The sequence below is a fragment of the Nocardia sp. IFM 10818 genome (genome assembly GCF_054655275.1).
The window spans coordinates 3,130,011-3,148,345 of the sequence record NZ_BAAHJH010000001.1 but is presented as its reverse complement, the minus strand read 5'-3'; the positions used below and the strand labels follow the sequence as shown (position 1 = coordinate 3,148,345).

General features: G+C 68.8%; 17 protein-coding genes and 1 pseudogene. 11 read left to right on the top strand and 7 right to left on the bottom strand.

Annotated elements, in window-relative coordinates; genetic code table 11:
• Window positions 1-9 precede the first annotated feature (9 nt).
• From ACYQ5L_RS14625 to ACYQ5L_RS14605, 5 genes and pseudogenes are all read left to right on the top strand, one after another.
• Window positions 10-927, top strand: coding sequence for a hypothetical protein (locus ACYQ5L_RS14625; RefSeq protein ID WP_459957882.1), 918 nt, complete (start codon window positions 10-12; stop codon window positions 925-927).
• Between the two features lie 18 nt (window positions 928-945).
• Window positions 946-2,769 carry a S8 family peptidase gene (locus tag ACYQ5L_RS14620; RefSeq protein ID WP_459957881.1) on the top strand — a complete coding sequence of 608 codons (1,824 nt, stop codon included), beginning with the start codon at window positions 946-948 and terminating at the stop codon, window positions 2,767-2,769.
• A gap of 22 nt (window positions 2,770-2,791) precedes the next feature.
• The gene (locus ACYQ5L_RS14615; protein WP_459957880.1) at window positions 2,792-4,132 is read left to right on the top strand and encodes an alpha/beta fold hydrolase; all 1,341 of its coding nucleotides are present in this window, start codon (window positions 2,792-2,794) and stop codon (window positions 4,130-4,132) included.
• A gap of 148 nt (window positions 4,133-4,280) precedes the next feature.
• The gene (locus tag ACYQ5L_RS14610; RefSeq protein WP_459957879.1) at window positions 4,281-5,096 is read left to right on the top strand and encodes a DUF72 domain-containing protein; all 816 of its coding nucleotides are present in this window, start codon (window positions 4,281-4,283) and stop codon (window positions 5,094-5,096) included.
• A gap of 204 nt (window positions 5,097-5,300) precedes the next feature.
• A pseudogene (locus ACYQ5L_RS14605) lies at window positions 5,301-5,447 on the top strand (hemerythrin domain-containing protein); the annotation flags it as partial.
• Window positions 5,448-5,459: 12 nt separating this feature from the next.
• Here the strand turns inward: ACYQ5L_RS14605 and ACYQ5L_RS14600 are convergent.
• From ACYQ5L_RS14600 to ACYQ5L_RS14585, 4 genes are all read right to left on the bottom strand, one after another.
• Entirely contained in the window at window positions 5,460-6,446 is a 987-nt protein-coding gene (locus tag ACYQ5L_RS14600; RefSeq protein WP_459957878.1) for a zinc-binding dehydrogenase, read from the bottom strand.
• 16 nt (window positions 6,447-6,462) lie between these two features.
• Entirely contained in the window at window positions 6,463-6,885 is a 423-nt protein-coding gene (locus tag ACYQ5L_RS14595; protein ID WP_459957877.1) for an organic hydroperoxide resistance protein, read from the bottom strand.
• On the bottom strand, window positions 6,886-7,326 hold the full coding sequence (locus ACYQ5L_RS14590; RefSeq protein ID WP_459957876.1) for a MarR family winged helix-turn-helix transcriptional regulator: 441 nt from the start codon (window positions 7,324-7,326) through the stop codon (window positions 6,886-6,888).
• A 75-nt stretch (window positions 7,327-7,401) separates the two neighbouring features.
• A complete protein-coding gene (locus tag ACYQ5L_RS14585) occupies window positions 7,402-7,632 on the bottom strand; it encodes a hypothetical protein (protein WP_459957875.1) in 231 nt (76 codons plus the stop codon).
• A gap of 164 nt (window positions 7,633-7,796) precedes the next feature.
• Here ACYQ5L_RS14585 and ACYQ5L_RS14580 point away from each other — a divergent pair, with 164 nt between their 5' ends.
• Complete coding sequence (locus tag ACYQ5L_RS14580) at window positions 7,797-8,423, top strand: glyoxalase (RefSeq protein WP_459957874.1); 627 nt, start codon at window positions 7,797-7,799, stop codon at window positions 8,421-8,423.
• Between the two features lie 140 nt (window positions 8,424-8,563).
• Window positions 8,564-9,511, top strand: coding sequence for an alpha/beta fold hydrolase (locus tag ACYQ5L_RS14575; protein ID WP_459957873.1), 948 nt, complete (start codon window positions 8,564-8,566; stop codon window positions 9,509-9,511).
• Window positions 9,512-9,522: 11 nt separating this feature from the next.
• Here ACYQ5L_RS14575 and ACYQ5L_RS14570 read toward each other — a convergent pair whose 3' ends face one another.
• Complete coding sequence (locus ACYQ5L_RS14570; RefSeq protein WP_459957872.1) at window positions 9,523-11,184, bottom strand: bifunctional 3'-5' exonuclease/DNA polymerase; 1,662 nt, start codon at window positions 11,182-11,184, stop codon at window positions 9,523-9,525.
• A gap of 346 nt (window positions 11,185-11,530) precedes the next feature.
• Here ACYQ5L_RS14570 and ACYQ5L_RS14565 point away from each other — a divergent pair, with 346 nt between their 5' ends.
• On the top strand, window positions 11,531-11,914 hold the full coding sequence (locus ACYQ5L_RS14565) for a hypothetical protein (RefSeq protein ID WP_459957871.1): 384 nt from the start codon (window positions 11,531-11,533) through the stop codon (window positions 11,912-11,914).
• Here ACYQ5L_RS14565 and ACYQ5L_RS14560 read toward each other — a convergent pair whose 3' ends face one another.
• Window positions 11,915-12,811: an alpha/beta fold hydrolase gene (locus ACYQ5L_RS14560; protein ID WP_459957870.1), complete on the bottom strand. Its 897-nt coding sequence runs from the start codon at window positions 12,809-12,811 to the stop codon at window positions 11,915-11,917.
• 46 nt (window positions 12,812-12,857) lie between these two features.
• Window positions 12,858-13,748, bottom strand: a complete 891-nt coding sequence (locus tag ACYQ5L_RS14555; RefSeq protein ID WP_459957869.1) for an oxygenase MpaB family protein — start codon at window positions 13,746-13,748, stop codon at window positions 12,858-12,860.
• Window positions 13,749-13,887: 139 nt separating this feature from the next.
• On the opposite strand from ACYQ5L_RS14555, the gene ACYQ5L_RS14550 reads away from it, so the two are divergent.
• From ACYQ5L_RS14550 to ACYQ5L_RS14540, 3 genes are all read left to right on the top strand, one after another.
• Entirely contained in the window at window positions 13,888-14,517 is a 630-nt protein-coding gene (locus ACYQ5L_RS14550; protein WP_459963432.1) for a TetR/AcrR family transcriptional regulator, read from the top strand.
• Window positions 14,518-14,596: 79 nt separating this feature from the next.
• Entirely contained in the window at window positions 14,597-16,099 is a 1,503-nt protein-coding gene (locus ACYQ5L_RS14545) for a xylulokinase (RefSeq protein ID WP_459957868.1), read from the top strand.
• 28 nt (window positions 16,100-16,127) lie between these two features.
• The gene (locus ACYQ5L_RS14540; RefSeq protein WP_459957867.1) at window positions 16,128-18,080 is read left to right on the top strand and encodes an aconitate hydratase; all 1,953 of its coding nucleotides are present in this window, start codon (window positions 16,128-16,130) and stop codon (window positions 18,078-18,080) included.
• Window positions 18,081-18,335 lie beyond the last annotated feature (255 nt).

Genomic DNA, 18,335 nt, shown 5'->3' with positions numbered 1-18,335 from the left:
ACGATTCCGATGCCTCTCAACTCACCCCAATTCGCCGGTGACGCCCGCCTCGAGGCCGTCCTGACCGACGACGCGGCACATGTGACCCCCGGCCAGACCGGTGCGCACGTTCTCAAGATTCAACTGGCTCTCGAAGTGCTGGAAGGAATCACGCTGCCCAGCGATGAGAAAGACAATTTCAAGTACGGTCCCGAGACCGCCGCCGCGGTATTGCACTACAAGCGTATTCGGCGCATCATCAATTTTGCCATCCAACAGGACGCCGACGATATTGTCGGCAAACGAACGATTCGCAGCATGGACGATGATCTCGCGGCCGGCGGCATCACCCATGGCACCCAGATGTCGCAGGCACACCGGCGCAGCCGGGAGTCGCAGGAAGCCGTCCTCGCTCGATTGGTGGGGCTGCGCACCGAAATCGATATCGCCGCGGCGCTCCCGGAACCGGCGCGGACCTTCGAGGCCGGCATCATCGGCGTCGCGCACGCGCGTGACCTCCAGGTGCTGGCGCGGCGGCTGGTGGTCAGCGCCGACCCGCTCGACGCGCTGCTGCGGCAGGGCCTCACGTCCGTCATCAATCTGATCCGGCAGAACCTCGCCCAACCGGTGACGGTCATCGACGAGGGCGTGCTCGGCAGGTGCGCGTCCACCCCGCCGCCCTTCGCCGCCACGCTGGCCGAGGATCCGGATCCCAAAGTGAGTCTGTGCACGCCGTTCTTCGCGGCGCCGGCGGATCTGCAACGGGACGTCATGACGCACGAGTATTTCCATGTGATCGGGATCGGCGACAACTCGGTGAGCAATCTCGATGAGGCCCTGCGAAACGCGAACACCATCGCGCAGATCGTCGCATTTCTTTTCGATCGGTTCCGCCAGGTGAATTCCGATGGCAATGAGCCCGCGATTCCCCCTTTACCCGCACCGTAGCCCGAGGGAGCCGGAATCATGAGCGACGACCAGACCGTGTGGATTCCGCGCGTGCACTGCGCACTGGGCGAGATCTCCACGCGCTATATCAAGCGCACCGAGAAGTCTGTGCTCATCATGGTCGCCGCTCGGTACGCGTCGCGATTCGATGCCACGGATCGGCTCTACAGAGATGAGAAGCCCGCCTGGCAGCATCAGGTCAAGGCAGCGCTGACAACGCTTGCCGAACGCGGGCTCGTCCGCGATCTGAGCCTGACCGAGGAAGGCGAGCGCACGCTCGCCGAGGCGTGCGAGCGCGCCCACGCGGTACCGGAGCGGGAGCTCACCGCCGCGCCGGAGACGCCGCAGCGCGCGGACATCCTGGTCTCGGGCGTGCTCACGCCGCCGATGCGCGAGGAGTTCGCGAAAAGGCGCGTCGGGGCGGAGCGCTCCGCCGAGCCGATTCCGATCATGATCGAATTGAATCTGCGGTATCGCACGGGTCCGAACAAGGCCATGAAGCGGATCGCCGAACTGTGGCGCTACCTCGGCAGAACCGATAAGCCCCGGCACCTGGCCGACGAATACGCGGTGGGCGAGCTGACCACGACCGAGATCGAGGGCCTGATCTCCGCGGACGCGGTCGACGGCAAGTGGGAGACCCGCGCCATTTTCCGGATCTGGCCGGACTTCCCGATCAAGCCGCAGATCGACGTGTCGGCGCGGACGATCAAGGCCACGGCCGCGCAGCGCGCGTTCAACAGCTTCGGCGACGGAATCGTCTGGGCCGTCATCGATTCCGGTATCGATGGCAAGCATCCGCACTTCGCCGGCTATCGGACCCTGGAGGATCCCAGCGTCCGTGAGCTGCACAAGGACTTCACCGGCGCCGGCAGGGGCCCCGATGCCGCACTGATCGACGAGAAGGGCCACGGCACCCACGTCGCGGGCATCATCGCCGGCGGGCTCGAACTCTGGAAAGGTCCGACGGAAAAGATCCTGGTCACCGAGCGGCGGTTCAATGTCGCCGAACCCGAGATGCCGATCGTCAAGCCGCGGCCGTTCGAGCGCCGGGAGGACCTGGCCGGGATCGCGCCGCGGGCGAAACTGGTGAGCCTCAAGGTGCTCGGCGGCGGCGGGGACGAGGAGGCCCGCACCACCCGGGTGATCGAGGCGCTGGCCTATGTCCGCGAGATCAATGCCGCCAGCGGCAAATTGCCGCGCATCCAGGGAGTGAACCTGAGCCTGGGCTACGGATTCAATCCGGAATGGTTCGCCTGCGGGCGCAGCCCGCTCTGCCTCGAGGTGGACAAGCTGGTGCGCACCGGCGTGGTCGTGGTGGTCGCGGCGGGCAATTCGGCGTTCATCACCGTCGTCGCGAAGAAGTCGGATGTGACACAGTTCAGCGCCGCCATGACCATCAATGATCCGGGCAATGCCGAACGCGCGATCACCGTGGGATCGACGCACAAGGACGCACCGCATTCCTATGGCATCTCGTATTTTTCGTCGCGCGGCCCCACCGCCGACGGCCGCCGCAAACCCGATCTCGTCGCGCCCGGTGAGCGGATCGCGTCGGCGGCGGCCGGGGAATTGCTGCGGCCGGTGCTGCGCACGCTGGAGGGCGAGAGCGCAGACAAAGCCGAGGACATGGCGATCTATATCGAGGACAGCGGAACGAGCATGGCCGCCCCGCATGTGTCCGGCGCGATCGCGGCGTTTCTGTCGGTACAGCGCGAATTCATCGGCGACCCGGAGGCCGTCAAACGCATCTTCGTCGAGTCGGCGACTTCACTCGGCCGTGACCCCGCCTTCCAGGGCGGCGGCCTGGTCGATCTCATGCGTGCTCTGCAATCGGTGTGAATTTCCGGAAAGGACAAGGACAATGACCGATACGGTGGCCGGCCGCCCGTTCTGGCGGCTGGTGTTCGACGACGACGGCGATGTGGACCCGCAGCTCATCGCCACCCTCACCGCGGAGATCCGGCAGTCCGGGGTGAGCGATGTCGTCTTGTTCTCGCACGGCTGGAACAACGGTGAGGACACCGCGATTCGGCTCTACAAGCGCTGGTTCGAATTGCTCGCCGCCCATATCGCCGCGGCCCGGAAGGTGGGGTTCGTCGGCGTGTTCTGGCCCTCGCAGCTCTGGCGCGACGAACCGATCCCGGATTTCGAGACCATCACCCGGCACGCCGACGGCGGCGGCGCGGCCGCGCTGGACGCGGGACCGGTGGTGCCGGCCGGCGCTCCGACCATCGACCCCGCGATTCTCGCCGACCTGAAGGCCATGTTCCCCGCGGGCGCAACGCAACTCGACGCGATCGCCGGACTGCTCGCCGCACCGCCCAGCCAGGAGAGCGTCAATGAACTGTTCGCGCAACTGCGTTCGTTCCACGCGGCGACGCGACAGGGATTCGACGACGGCGAGGCCGAGGCCCCCGACGAACCCGGCATGCTCGACACCAACCGCACACCGACCGAGGTGTTCGACAAGTTCGCGGCCACGCTGGCCACGACCGGCGTCGAATTCGAGTCCGGCGGTGGCGAAGCCGCCGCGGGCAGCTTCCTGGACAAGGCCCTGCACGGCGCCAAGGAGGCGCTGCGCCAGCTCAGCTATTGGAAGATGAAGAACCGCGCCGGCGTCGTCGGCCGCACCGGTCTCGGGCCGGTGGTCGCGCGACTCGCCGCCGAGCACAACGGCCTGCGCATCCACCTCGTCGGCCACAGCTTCGGCGCCCGCGTCGTGGCCTACGCGCTCGACGGTCTCGCCGAGGGCCCCTCGCCGGTCAAGTCGATCACCCTGCTGCAAGGCGCGTTCTCGCGCTTCACCTTCACCGACAGGCTGCCCTTCCGGGACGGCGGCGGCGCGCTGGCGGGCCGCCTGACCCGGCTCGACGGCCCGCTAACCGTCTGCCACTCGAGTCACGATTCGGCCCTGAGCACCATGTACCCGCTCGCCTCGCTCGCCGCCAAGGACGATTCCAGCGGCGCCGACGACAGGCTGTTCCGCTTCCGCGCCATGGGGTCGCACGGCGCGTTCGAAGCGGATCGCCGGCCTCTCGGCGCGGCCGGGACCGCCTATCCGTTCCAGCCCCACCGCATCCTCAACCTCGACGCGTCGGAGGTGGTCAATCAGGGCGGGCCGCCCAGTGGTGCGCACAGCGACATCTTCAAGACCCAGCTCGCCTGGGTGGTCGCGGCCGCGGGCGGGCTCACGCAGCCGTAGCCCGGTGCACACCGGCCACGAAGCCGGTGAGCTCATCGAGGCTTTCGATCGTCCGCATCGTTCTCCCTCGGATCGGGAATTCCCGCACGGCCCCGCGGGCCGATCGTAATCGTGATTGCGGATCGTGTGCGCGGGAATCTCCGCGGATATGACGATGCTCGCCGGCACTTCGGGATGGCAGTACGCGGACTGGCGCGCGGTGCTCTATCCCCGCGGCCTGGCCCAGCGGCGCTGGCTGGAACACTATGCGCGCTCGTTCGCCACGGTCGAGCTGAACGCCTCCTTCTACCGGCCGGTGCCGCGCGCCACCTTCGAAGGCTGGCGGGATCGCACGCCCGCCGACTTCGTCATGGCGGTCAAGGCGAGCCGCGTGCTCACCCACCGCCGCCGGCTGCTCGACCCGGATCCGCCGCTCGAGCGCATGATCGACGCGGCGCGCGGGCTCGGCGGCAAACTCGGGCCGCTGCTGATCCAATTGCCGCCCACCCTGCCCGTCGCGCCGGACCGGCTCGACGCCGTGCTCCGGCTGCTCCCCGCCGATCTGCGGGTGGCCGTCGAACCCCGGCACGACACCTGGTGGACCGGCGAGGTCCGCGACATCCTGCAGCGCCACAATGCCGCGCTGTGCTGGGCCGACAAGCTCGACCGGCCCGTCACGCCGCTGTGGCGGACGGCCGACTGGGGCTATCTGCGATTCCACCAGGGCACGGGCGCACCGTGGCCGTGCTACGACGACCACGTCCTCGCCGACTGGGTACGCCGCCTCGACGACACCTGGGACAAGGAGTGCGACGTCTACGTCTACTTCAACAACGACCCGGGCGGCGCGGCCGTTCACAATGTCGTTCGCTTCGCCGAACTCGCCTGCGCCACAGGCCGGCCGGTCACCCGCACCCCCGAGCCCCCGGCACGGGTCGCCGACCCCTCCGAGGTGTCCCGGGAGTGGAACACGCCCTGGCCGTGATACGGCCGGACTCCGCAGGCGGGCGATGATTTCCGCCATCCGTTCGGGGTAGTGCGAGCACACCGGCATCGCGCCGGAACAGCAGCCCGTACAGAGGAGTGAGATCCGATGGCAGACAGCAGCAATCCAGGACAGTTCGGCAATCGCGAGGACACGGTGGAACAGGCTCGCAAGGGCGGTCGGGCCAGCACCGGCAGTTGCAGCATGCGCCGCGCCGTGGAGATCGCCGAGGCGCTCGCGCCGACCCGCCCGCACGCGGGCGTGGAATCGGTCGGAGCGAACCTGCTCGTCGGTCCGTTCGCGGCCATGCTCGACCGCGCCCGGGATGCCATCAGCACACCGCGGTCGTGATCGGAAGCCTCGTCAGAGCTCGGCCGGGGACAGCGCGATCTTGGCATTGCGGCCGGGGCGTTCGCTCGCGGCTGCGGCGTCGGCGGCGGCCCGCAGCGGGAAGGTCTCCTCGACCTCGAGTCGCAGGACGCCGCGGGCGGCCAGCTCGACGAGTTCGGTGATCAGGCGGCGCCGGTCGGCGCCGCCGATCTCCTCGGCCCGCTTGGAGCCCCAGAAGCCTTTGACCACAGCCTGTTTGAAGATCATCTTGCCCGGGTCGATCAGCAGCGGCCGGCCCGACAGGGCGCCGAAGGAGATCAGTTCGCCGCGCGGGCCCAGCAGGGCGAGCAGGTCATCGGCCGCGCGGCCGCCGACCTGGTCCACGGCGCGCGCGATGGGAGCGCCCGCGGTGGCGGCGGTGGCCTGCTCGAGCCAGCCGGCGGATTCGGTGTCGAAGGCCGGGGTGAATCCCAAGTCCTGCAACGTCTGCCGGGACTCGGGGCTGCGGACCAGGTTGAGTACATTGATACCGCGTTGCCGGGACAGCACGTTCAGCAGGCGGCCGACGGCGCCATTGGCCGCATTGACCGTGATCCATTCGCCGGCAGCGACATTCAAGTCCTCCAGCAGCATGAGCGCGCTCAGCGGCATGGCCAGCAGCTGGCTCGCGGTGGCGTCGGATACCGTGTCGGGCACCGGGATCACCGCCGCCGCCGGGGCCGGGAAGTACTCCGCCCACGCGCCTTGGATACCCGAAACCGTCACGCGCTGACCGATTTCCAGCCCCGTGACGTCCGCACCCACGGCGTGGATGCGGCCGACGGCCTCGGTGCCGGGGATGGCGGGCAGCGGCGGGCGATAGCCGTACACGCCGCGAATAATGGCCAGATCGTGATTGTGGATCGGCGCGAGGATCAGCTCGATCCGCACCTCGTTCGGGCCGGGCTCGGGAATCGGCCGCTCGGTCGCGACCAGCACGTCCTTGGGCTCGCCGAACTGTTCGATGGTTACCGCACGCATGCTCCGCTCCTTCTGCTCAGTCTTCGGCGACCAGGACCTGGACGTCGATATTGCCGTGCACCGCATTGGAATACGGGCACACCTGATGCGCCGCGTCGGCCAGCGCCCGCGCCTGATCCACGGGCAGATGCGGCAGCGAGACCTCGAGCGTCACCGCCAGCTGGAAACCGCCCTTGTCATTGGGGCCGATGCCGACCTTCGCACCCACGGCGGAATCGGTCATATCGGCCTTGGCCTTGGTGCCGACCAGGCGCAGCGCGGAATGGAAGCACGCCGCGTACCCGGCGGCGAACAACTGCTCGGGATTGGTGCCCTCGCCATTGCCGCCCAATTCCTTCGGCGTCGACAGGTGCGCGTCGATCTTGCCGTCGGTGGTGCGGGTACGGCCGTTGCGGCCGTCGCCGGTGGCCAGCGCCTCGGCGGTGTACAGGACGTTCATTCAGCTCTCCTCGGAATGGTTCAGCGCCCGCGTGATGCGGCGCAGGGTGTCGCGCAGGGCGACGAGTTCGTCCACCGACAGCCCGGTGGCCGCGGCCATCTGCGCGGGAATATCGCAGGCCCGATCGCGCATTTCACGACCGCGTTCGGTCAGCCGGATCTCGACCCGCCGCTCGTCGGCGGCCGAGCGCCTGCGCTCGACCAGGCCCGCCGCCGCCAGCCGTTTCAGCAAGGGCGACAGCGTGCCGGAGTCCAGCGCCAGCGCCGCACTCAGGTCACCGACGGTGCGCTCGTCGCGTTCCCACAGCGTCAGCATCACCAGATACTGCGGATACGTGAGCCCGAGCGCCTCCAGCTTCGGGCGATAGGCGGCGGTCATGGCCCGCATCGCCTCGTAGAGCGGGAAGCACACCTGCTGCTCGAGCGCCATCGGATCGGCCATACCAAGACTGTAGACAGCAATTTAGTTGTGCACAATCTAATTGTGCGTGTCGATTATCACGCTGCTCCGACACCGTCACCGCACGAGCGGGCGGAAGGTGTCGGCATCGGCTGCGGACCAGTCGGGCGGTGGTTCCTGCAGCAGCCGGCCGGGCTCCAGCCAGTCGTAGAGCTCGGCATAGGAGAGCTGCTCGGTGGTGGAGATGCGCTTGCGCAGCATGTGCGGGGTGAGCTGCGCCGGGTCCACATCGCGTTCGGTGCCGAAGGACAGGTCGCCGTGAATGCCTTTGGCGCGTTCGTAGATCATGGTGCGGACGTCCCGGTCGAACGGGCGGACCCTGCCCTTTCGGCGGCTACCTCGATCATCCCACCCGCGGCGGGAGCGCCCGGTCCGGCGGCGCGCGACGGCGCGCTCGGACCCGTCAGGAATCGAGAAGCACCGGGCGCCGGGCGGCGAATAGCGTTGCTCTCATGAACATCACCGCTGATCAGAACACCATCGACGCCGTCACCCTGGAGGTGATCGATCCCGCGGCCGCCGCGGCCTTCTACGACGCCGCGTTCGGTCTCGGCGACAAGCTGCGCTTCCGCGCCACCGACTCCCCCACGACCGGTTTCCGCGGCTACATCCTCTCGCTCGTGGTGTCCCAGCCGAGCACCGTCGACAGCCTCATCGGCACCGCGCTCGAGGCGGGCGCGACCGCGCTCAAGCCCGCCAAGAAGAGCTTCTGGGGCTACGGCGGCGTCATCCAGGCGCCGGACGGGGCGATCTGGAAGATCGCGACCTCGGCGAAGAAGGACACCGGTCCGGCCACTCGTGAGATCGACGACTTCGTGGTGCTGCTCGGCGTCGCCAATGTGAAGGCGACCAAGCAGTTCTATATCGACCATGGGCTGACCGTGGCGAAGAGCTTCGGCGGCAAGTACGTCGAGTTCGCCGCGCCGTCCTCGGCGGTCAAGCTGGCGCTGTACGGGCACCGTGCCGCGGCCAAGGACGCCGGGGTCGCGCCGGAGGGCAGCGGGTCGCATCGGATCGTCATCGGCGGTCGCGGTGGTTCTTTCACCGATCCGGACGGGTTCGCCTGGGAGGCGGCCTGACCGCGCGTGCGGATCGGGGCCCCACCCAGGTGGTGATTCGTTCACCCTCGAGGGAGCGATCACAGCACTCGGGGTCCTGATATCGGCGAACGATCCGGCGGACAGTGGGAAGACACAGCCCACCGAACCCGGAGCCCGCCATGCCGACCATCCGCACGATCGCCGCCGCGACCGAGCGTCGAGCCACGGTCGTGACGAAGGATGGTGTGGCGCTTGCCGTTCGCATCACCGGCCCGCGCGATGCCGACCTCACCGTGGTGCTCGTGCACGGCCACTGCATGCGCACCGAATCCTGGTCCGATATCCGCGAAGCGCTGCTGCGGCGGTATTCCGGGGCCCGGATCGTCTGCTACGACCATCGCGGCCACGGCGAGTCCGCCGCCGCCTTGCCGCGGACCTACACCATCGAACAGCTCGGCCGCGATCTGCGCGAGGTGCTCGATGCCGTGGCTCCCGCCGGACCGGTGGTCCTCGTCGGCCATTCGATGGGCGGTATGACCGTGCTGACCTACGCCCATCAGAACCCGCACGAGATCGGCGCCCGCATTGTCGGCGTCGCGCTCATCGCCACCGCCGCGAGCGGACTCGCCGACGCGGGTTTCGGCCGGTTGCTGCGCCATCCGCTGGTGTCGCTGTTCCAGGCCGCTGTCCGGCGCGCTCCCACCCTCATGCGTCATGCGAAACTGCTGGCCTGCAAGGTCTTCTCGCCGATCATCCGGATCGCCGAATTCGGCGACCGGCAGGTCAGTCCCCGGATCGTCGCCCTATTCAATGCCATGCACAATGCGACGCCGATCCTGACGATGGCGACCTTCCTGAGCGCCCTCATCGACTTCGACCGCACCGATGCGCTGCCGGTCCTGTCGCGGATCCCGACGCTGGTCCTGTGCGGTTCGGCGGATCTGATGACACCGCCCTCGCACTCGGTCGCGACGGCGGCGGGCATCGATTACTCGGATCTCGTGCTGGTCGAGGGCGCCGGTCACTCGGTGATCCTCGAGCAGCCGGAGCACGTGGCGCAGGCCGTTGTCCGGCTGTTGACGCGGGCGAACGCCGCGTCCGAGCGCGAGCTACTGCGGATCGCCTGAGATCCGCACTCTCACTTGGCGTCCCCATAACACTCCACCACCGCCGTGGTGAAGGGAAAGCGAACCGGCATGGGGCCGAAGGCAATTCGGCCCGCCGTGTCCGCGGCGTCGGTGATCGCCTCGGCGACGGTGGCGGCCTCCTCCTCCGGGCAGTGCACGATCACTTCGTCGTGCTGGAAGAAGACCAGTTCGGCGCGGAGACCGGCGCGGGACATGGTGTGGCGCAAGCCCGCCAGGACCAGCAGCGCCCAGTCGGCGGCGCTGCCCTGGACGACGAAATTGCGGGTGAAGCGGCCGCGAGCGCGCGCTCTGGGTGTGCTGCCGTATCCGCCGGAGTTCTCCGCGTCGTGGTCCGGCTGGTCGGCGGAGAGCGGAGGGCAGGTGCGGCCCAGCCAGGTTCGCACCAGGCGCCCCTCCTCCCCGGCGCGGGCGGCGTCGTCGACATAGGCCACCGCGGCCGGATAGCGACGGCGCAGTTCGGCCATATGGGTGAGGGCGTCACCGGAGGTCTGGCCGTAAATGGCGCCCAGCATGGCGATTTTGGCTTGGGCGCGGTCGCCGCCGAAGGCGCGGGCGGCGAGATCCGCGTAGAGGTCCTCACCGCGGCCGGCCACCTCCATCAGTCCCGGATCGCGGGAGATGGCGGCGAGGATGCGGGGTTCCATCTGGTCGGCGTCGGCGACCACCAGCCGCCAGCCCGGGTCGGCGCGGATCGCCTGGCGAACCACCTTCGGGATCTGCAGTGCGCCACCGCCATTGGTGGTCCAGCGGCCGGTGACCGTGCCGCCGGGCAGATACTCGGGACGGAAGCGGCCGTCGTGGACCCACTGTTCGAGCCAGGACCAGCCGTGGGCGGTGTAGAGGCGGTAGAGGGATTTGTAGGCCAGCAGCGGGGCTATCGCGGGATGATCGATCTCCCGGAGTTCCCACTTCCGGGTGGAGGACAGCGAGATGCCCACGCGGGCAAAGGCTTTGACAATGTCATTGGGGAGATCCGGACGGACGCGCACACCGTCGCCGAATGCCTTCGACACCTCCTCGGCCAGCTCCGCCATCCGGCGCGGCTCCCCGCCCGCGATGCGCTCACCGAGCATCCCGTCCAGCAGCTCCCGGTGAACGTCCGCGCGCCAAGGGATTCCGGCGCGATGCATTTCGGTGGCGACCAGCATGCCGGCCGATTCGGCGGCGAGCAGCAGCCGCATGCGCTCGGGGTGCTCGGTTCTCGCGGTACGGGCCACCTGATCGGCGTAGACCTCCAGCAGCGCGGTGAATTCGTCGGTGCCCGGCGGCAGCGGCGGTGGGCCCGATTCGAACAAGGATGGCTGGGTGTCGGCGGCCCGGACGGGGGCGTCGGGCGGGACGGGCAGATCGTGCAGGCGCGCCCAGGCGGCCGGCAGGGAGCGGGCCTGCCCGGATTGTCCTTCCTCATGGCCGATCAGCAGCGCCTCCGCGGCCTCCACGTCATAGCAGCGCTCGACCCGCACACCGGCGGCCAGCAGCCGCCGATGGATCTCGGCGGTCGAGCGCCAGACCCAGCGCTCCACCTCGGGCCGGGCGCGCACCGCGTCGGCGAGCGACGGTTCGCGGAGCACCGGGCCCGCGGGGCGGCCGTCCTGATCGAGCGGGCACAGCCGCACACCCCCGTCGCTCGCTTCCGCCACCGCCCATCGCATGTCCCAGAGTCTCGCACCGGGCACGGACAAATTCGGACAGCGACGGCGGCGGCCGGCCGCGGACCGGCCGCGATCAGCGCTTCCGCGCCGGCCGCGCGGGGCGGACGCGCTAGTCGGCGGGCGCGTTCTCGATATCGTCGAGTTGCGCGAAGGGGCTTGCGCAGCCGTACCCGCTCGAGGTCACCGATGTCACAGCCGAGCGCAGCGGCCTGTGCATCGTGCGGCTGACCGAATCGGCGAAGCAGCCCCGGTGTCCTGGGCCCGTGCCCTGAGCCATTGGCGAAGTCGGCGTTCCGCGAGGACACTGAGGGAGGTAGCGCCGACTTCGTCCCCAGGAGCAGATTCGATGGCAACCAACGGCCCGTTCGGGATCGATCCGGAAGAATTCGAACGAGCCCTGCGCGAGGCGGGCATCGAGGTCCGCGACCTGATCGCCAAGGCCGGCGAATACATCGACCGCACCAGCGCCAACCCCCTCGGCGCCCTCTTCGCCCAATTCGTTCAGCCCGAACGCACCCGCCCCCCGAAATCCGAAGGCGAGACCACCGGCGAGACCGGCAGCGGCGTCTGGGCCATCTACACCCTCGACGACACCGGCGCCGCCCGCGTGGACCAGGTCTTCCCCACCGAACTCGAAGCCCTGCGCGCCCACCGCGACAACACCGACGAACGCCGCCGCGTCCGCTTCCTCCCCTACGGCGTCCCCGCCAGCGTCCTGGACGCGACCTGATCAGTGCGGGGCTTGCTCCGGCCCGCCGACGGTGATCGAGTCCAGAATCGCCGCCGCGTGGTCGACGAACAGTAGATGGCCTGTGCCCGGGATGATTTCGAGCCGGTGATTCGGGAGGGCGTCGGCGAGCCGGCGGGCGTCGGCCACGGGCACGTTCGCATCGTCTTCGCCGTGCCAAATATGTACCGGCACAGTGATGTCGGCGGGGTCGAAGCCCCAGGGGCGGGCGAAGAGGGCCTGCAGGTCCGCGGCCACGCCTCGGCTGCCCTGGGCGAAGGCCATGTGGATATTGTCGGCGATCCTGCCGAGCAGTTCGTCGTCGTCGGCAATGCGGGCGCGGTCGGTCGGCGACATCCGCGCGATGAGCGCCATGAGGCCGCGGGGGTTGCGGGTCACCGCGGCCATGCGTGCCGACACCGGCCGGGCCAGGAATGGGCAGCGCCGCAAGATCATCAGGCCGCCCGCGCGTTTGATGCCATCGTGGTTCGCATCGCTCGTGCGGTCGTCGAACGGGGCGGGCGAGCTCACCAGGACGGCACTGCTGACGCGGTCGGGGATCCGGTGTGCGCACGCCATCGCGTAGGGGCCGCCCCCGGAAGCGCCGAGCACCGCGAACCGATCCAGCCCGAACCCGTCGGCCACCTCGGCCACGGTATCGGCCCAGTCGACGACCTGCCGCCGCCTGGACAGGCCCGACAGCCCGATACCCGGCCGATCGATCGCGATGAGCCGCAAACCCGCCCCCACCGCCGCGGTCTCGGCGAAGGCGGCAGCTTCGACATGCGAACCCGGAGCGCCGTGAAAAGCCAGGACCGGATACCCCTCTCGGTCCCCGCACTCCGTACCACCCACCACCGCACCCCGCAGTGTCATCGTCCATTGCGCCGCTGAAGTCACGACCGCAGGATACGAGCAGGCCCGCGGGCGATGCGCTGGAATGCGGTCAAAGTGGGAGTCGCGCTTGCCGTCTGCCCCGCGCCGCGCGCGGGAAGTAGGAGATCCGCCGCGGCAGAAGGGCGAACACCGCGCGGATGACGGTCGCGTACACCGCGAATTCGAGCATGTCCCGGCCGGACCATTCGATGCCGATGGCGCGCCGCACCTCCTCGGGCAGGGTGCCCTTCGTGGTGTTGACCATCGCCCGGCACACCGGCGTGCGGACGACACGCCAAATCGTCTGTCCCAAGGGCCAATACGGTGGCGGCGGCACCGAGGCGATCATCGCGAGCACGGTATCGGGCACCTCTCCGTGTTCGAGTCGCTCGTGGATCATGCGCTCGTAGTAGACGCGGAACGCGTCGAGCGACGGCGGCATGTCCTGTGGCCGCAGTCCCATGGTCAGGCCGACATACCGCCATTCCCAGTAGAACTCGGTTTGTTCGGATGGCGACAGCGGCTCGGCGAAGACTTCACGCATGCGCACCACGGCGTCGAAGATGGTGGCCCACACCCAGCCGTAGGCGTCGGGGTCCATGGCGTGATACTTGCGGCCCTGCGCGTCCACGCCCTTGATGTTCTTGTGCGCGGCGCGAACTCGCTTGCCCGTGTCCGCGGCATCGAGTCCGTCGTAGACGCAGCCGAGGATCGGCATGAGCGAGGAGAACAGCCGCTCCCACGGCCGGCTCTCGTAGATGGAATGCTCGGCGACACCGGCACCCACCACGGGGTGCAGGGTCTGCATCAGCAGACCGCTGCCCAGCATGAACCCGAGCCGCAGGTCGCCGACGATGCGGAAGGCGATCGTGTCGGCATCGAGCGGGCGAGTTCGATCCTCGACCGGCGGAGCGAGCGCTCCGGAATTCCCCGCCAGGCTCGCCGTCGAGCTGCTGGTCATCGCTTCCACCTCACCATCGAACGAGATAATAGGACAATATTTCTCTCACTGTCCTATCGGACAGTATCACAGGATTTGTCTTATCGACGAGGTCATCGGCCTGCCGCCCGGTACCGGCTAGCCTGTCGACGTGACGAACATGGCTCCCCCGTTCGGCGTCACCTACGCGGGCCCGCTCGACGCCACCGCCGAGCGCATTCTCGATGCCGCGCTGACCTGCTTCGGCCGCAACGGGATTCGCCGCACCCCGATGGACGCGGTCGCAGCCGAGGCCGGTCTGGCGCGCTCCAGCGTGTACCGCTACTTCCGCCAGAAATCCGATCTGATCTCCGCGGTCCTCACGCGCGAACTGCACCGCTTCCTCACCGAGCTGGAATCGGCCACCGCGACCATCGCCGACCCCGCCACGGCAGCCGCCGAGGGCTTCGTCACCACCGTCCGTTTCATCCGCGCCAGCCCGATCCTGAGTGAATTGCTGCTCTCCGACAGCGAGGAACTGCTGCCCTTTCTCACCGTGCGCGGCGGCTCGCTCGTCACCATCGCCCGCACCTATCTCGTCCAGCGCCTCACCGCCGCGTCCCCGGCCGGCGGCAGCGCCCCCGAAGCCCGGGAGCAGCTGGCCGAAACAGCTGTGCGCCTGGCCATGTCCTTCGTCTTCAACCGCGAGAGCGTGATCGACCTCGATGACGACGCCGCCCTCCGCCGCTACGCCCATCGCTTCATCGCCCCGCTCGCTGCTCTCGCATTCACCGGAGATGCCGGAACCTGATAGGCGGCATCCGAGGCCACGGCCTCGTCCACGGGGAATGCGATATGTTCCGAATTGCTGAAGGTTCGCGGGAGGTGCGATGAGTGGTGCAGGCGGGTCGGTTCTCGGGATCGACGTCGGGACGACGGCGGTCAAGGTGGCATTGTTCGGTGAAGGCGGGAAGGTCGTTCGTTCGCACACCACCGGGCACGAGATGATTCGGCGGCATCCGAATTGGGCCGAACAGGATCCACGGGAGTGGTGGGCGGGGTGCCTGCGCGGGATCGAGGAGGTCTCGGCGGATGCCGCGATGGAGACGGTGCGTGCGGTCGGGGTCACCAGTCAGGTCAATACGCATGTGTTCGTCGATGCGCGGTTGCGGCCGTTGCTGCCTGCGATCACGTGGCAGGACCAGCGATGTGCGGAGACCGCTCGGGAGTTGAATCGTGAGGTCGCGGCGGTGCGGAGGGCCGAGATCTGGGGGCGTTCTTATGATTTCGATGCTTCGGGGTTGATACCGCGGGTGGTGTGGGTGGCACGGAACGCACCGGAGGTCTGGCGGGAGACGCGGTGGGTGCTCAGTCCCAAGGATTACGTCAATGCGCTGCTCACCGGGGTGGTCGCCAGTGACGGCATGTCCTCGATCGGGCTCGTCGATGCGGCCGGGGACGGGTATCTCGAGGGTGCGGTCGGGCTGGTCGAGGGGCTTCGCGACCGGCTGCCTCCGCTGCGGCCCGCCACCGATCCGCTCGGGCCGGTTACCGTTTCCGCGCTGGACCGGCGCGAGGCAGCCGTCGCGGTGGTCGGCACCATGGATGCGCTGAGCGAGATGTACGCGTGTGGCCTCACCGTTCCGGGACGGGGGATGATCTCTTGTGGCACTTCGCTTGTCGTCGCCGGGTCGGCCGAGGTGGCGGTTCCGACGGCTGGCATCGTGACGTTTCCGCCCTCGGCGGGTGTGACCATCCATGCCGGGCCGACGCAAGCGGGCGGTGACGCTTTGCGGTGGTGGAGCCGGGCTTCCGGATCAACTGTCGCGGAGGTGCTCGCCGCTGCGGCAGTCGCGGCGCCGGGCGCCTCCGGTGTGGTGTTCACGCCCCATCTCATGGGTGAGCGTGCGCCGCTGTGGGATTCGGCGGTGCGCGGGAGTTTTCTCGGGCTGAGCACCACCACCACGCGCGCGGATCTGGGCCGGGCGGTGCTGGAGGGCGTCGCCATGTCGGGCAGACAGGTGCTGGAGGCCGTCGAGTCGGCGTGCGGAAAACCCTTGGCATCGATCACCTTCTCCGGCGGCGGCTCCAATAGCGAGCTGTGGGCGCAGATCTTCGCCGATGTGCTCGGGCGGCCGGTGCAGCGGCTGGCGACGCGCGACTACAGCGCGGTTCTGGGTGCGGCGCTGCTGGGCAGTGTCGGCGCCGGAATCCATGCCGACCTCGCCGCCGCGACCGCCGGGACCACGACGGCCGACCGCGTCTTCACACCCGACACCGGCCGTACGGCGCTGCTGGACCCCTTGTTCGAGGTGTACCGCGACTCCTACCGCCGGCTACGCGACGTGCATTCGAAGCTGGAGGGCTGGCGGTCCCGGCACGCCGGCGTTTGAAGGGGCCGTGGACGGCTAAGCCACCCGCATGGGGTACAACGTCGCCCGAAAACTGATCAGTGATCACCTCGTGACGGGCTCTATGGTCGCCGGGGAGGAGATCGGGCTGCGGATCGACCAGACGCTCACCCAGGACGCCACCGGCACCCTGGTCATGCAGGAGGTGGAGGCGCTGGGGCTGCGGCGCACGCAGGTCCCGGTGAGTGTGCAGTACGTGGACCACAATCTGCTGCAAGCCGACGAGCGCAATGCCGAGGACCACGAATACCTGCGGACCGCCTGCCGCCGCTACGGCATCTGGTTCTCCAAGGCCGGCAATGGGGTGTCGCATCCGACGCATATGCAGCGCTTCGGAATTCCCGGCGCGACCCTGGCGGGTTCGGATTCGCACACCTGCGCGGCCGGATCGCTGGGCATGCTGGCCATCGGCGTCGGGGGCCTGGAAGTCGCGCTGGCAATGGCGGGCAAGCCGCTGCGGCTGCGCATGCCGGAGATCTGGGGCGTGCGGCTGACCGGGCGGTTGCGGCCGTGGGTGTCGGCCAAGGACGTCATTCTGGAGATGCTGCGCCGCCACGGCGTGAAGGGCGGCGTGCACCGCATTATCGAATACCACGGTCCCGGCCTCGCCACCCTCACCGCGATGGACCGGCACGTGATCGCCAATATGGGCGCCGAACTCGGCGCCACCACAACGGTTTTCCCCGCCGACGACGCGGTCCGGGAGTTCTTGCGCGCCGAGCAGCGCGCGGGCGACTTCCGCGAACTGCTGGCCGACGACGACGCGGACTACGACCACACCGAGGAGATCGCCCTCGATGAGGTCCAACCGCTCATCGCGCGCCCCTCCTCACCCGGAAACGTCGTACCCGTCAAGGAAGTCGCCGGGGAACCGGTCAGCCAGGTGGTGATCGGCTCGTCGGCCAATCCCGGCTATCGCGACTACGCGATAGCCGCGGAGTTGGTGCGCGGCCGGCAGACCAGCGATGCGGTCAGCTTCGACGTGAACCCCAGTTCCCGCCAGATCTTCGCCGACCTCACCAAGGCGGGCATCACCTCCGATCTCATCGACGCGGGCGCCCGCATTCACCAGACCGGATGCCTCGGCTGCATCGGCATGGGCCAGGCCCCCGCGGTCGGCCGCAACTCGCTGCGCACCTTCCCCCGCAACTTCCCGGGCCGATCCGGAACCCGGGAGGATTCGGTATGGCTGTGCTCCCCCGAGACCGCCGCGGCCTCCGCATTGACCGGCGAGATCACCGACCCCCGCGAATTGGCCTCCCGCTGGGGCATTTCCGAGGCGCACCCCCGGATCCCGGAACAATCCAGCGTCAACACCGACATGCTGGTCCCACCGCTCCCGGAAGAGCAAGCGGCACGAGCGGAGATCATCCGCGGCCCGAATATCACCGGCCTGCCGGACTTCGACCCGCTACCCGAAACCGTCACCGGCCCGGTCCTTCTCGTACTCGGCGACAACATCTCCACCGATGAGATCTCCCCCGCCGGCGCACGCGCGCTGCCCTTCCGATCGAATCTGGCCAAACTGGCGGAATTCACCTTCGACCGCATCGACCAGGACTACCCGAGGCGAGCGGCCGAGGTCCCCGGCCGCACCCACCTGGTGGTCGCGGGCGACAACTACGGCCAAGGCTCCTCCCGCGAACACGCCGCCATCACACTGCGTTTCCTGGGTTTGCGCGTGGTCCTGGCCCGCTCGTTCGCCCGTATCCACTGGCAGAACCTCGCCAATTTCGGCATCGTGCCCCTCGAATTCACCGATCCCGACGACTACGCCCGCATCGAGCCCGGCGACGAACTCACCGTGCCCGACATCCGAACCCAGCTCGGCAGCGACGGAAAGGTAGCGGTGCACAACACCACTCGCGACCACCGGTACCAGATGACGCACAGACTGTCCCGCAACCAGGTCGACGCGGTCCTCGCCGGCGGCGTGATCCCTTGGGTGAAATCCACCGGCTGACGGCGGACCACCGGGGACAATTCAGTCCCACCGCCAAACCGTCTCGACCACAACAGAATTCACCAGCGCGTCCAAACAGCCGGAACGCGGCAGCGGTCCGGTGGGTAGTCGGGCCGACAGGGCTTGCTGGTAGGCGCAGGGGATGTTGATGTCGAAGTGCAGCCAGTCGAAGATCGTGCGCAGCGTGCGCGCGGGACGCGCCGCGACGCCGTCGAGCAGCCACGGGATGGCGGGCTTTCCTGCGCTCCAGGCAGA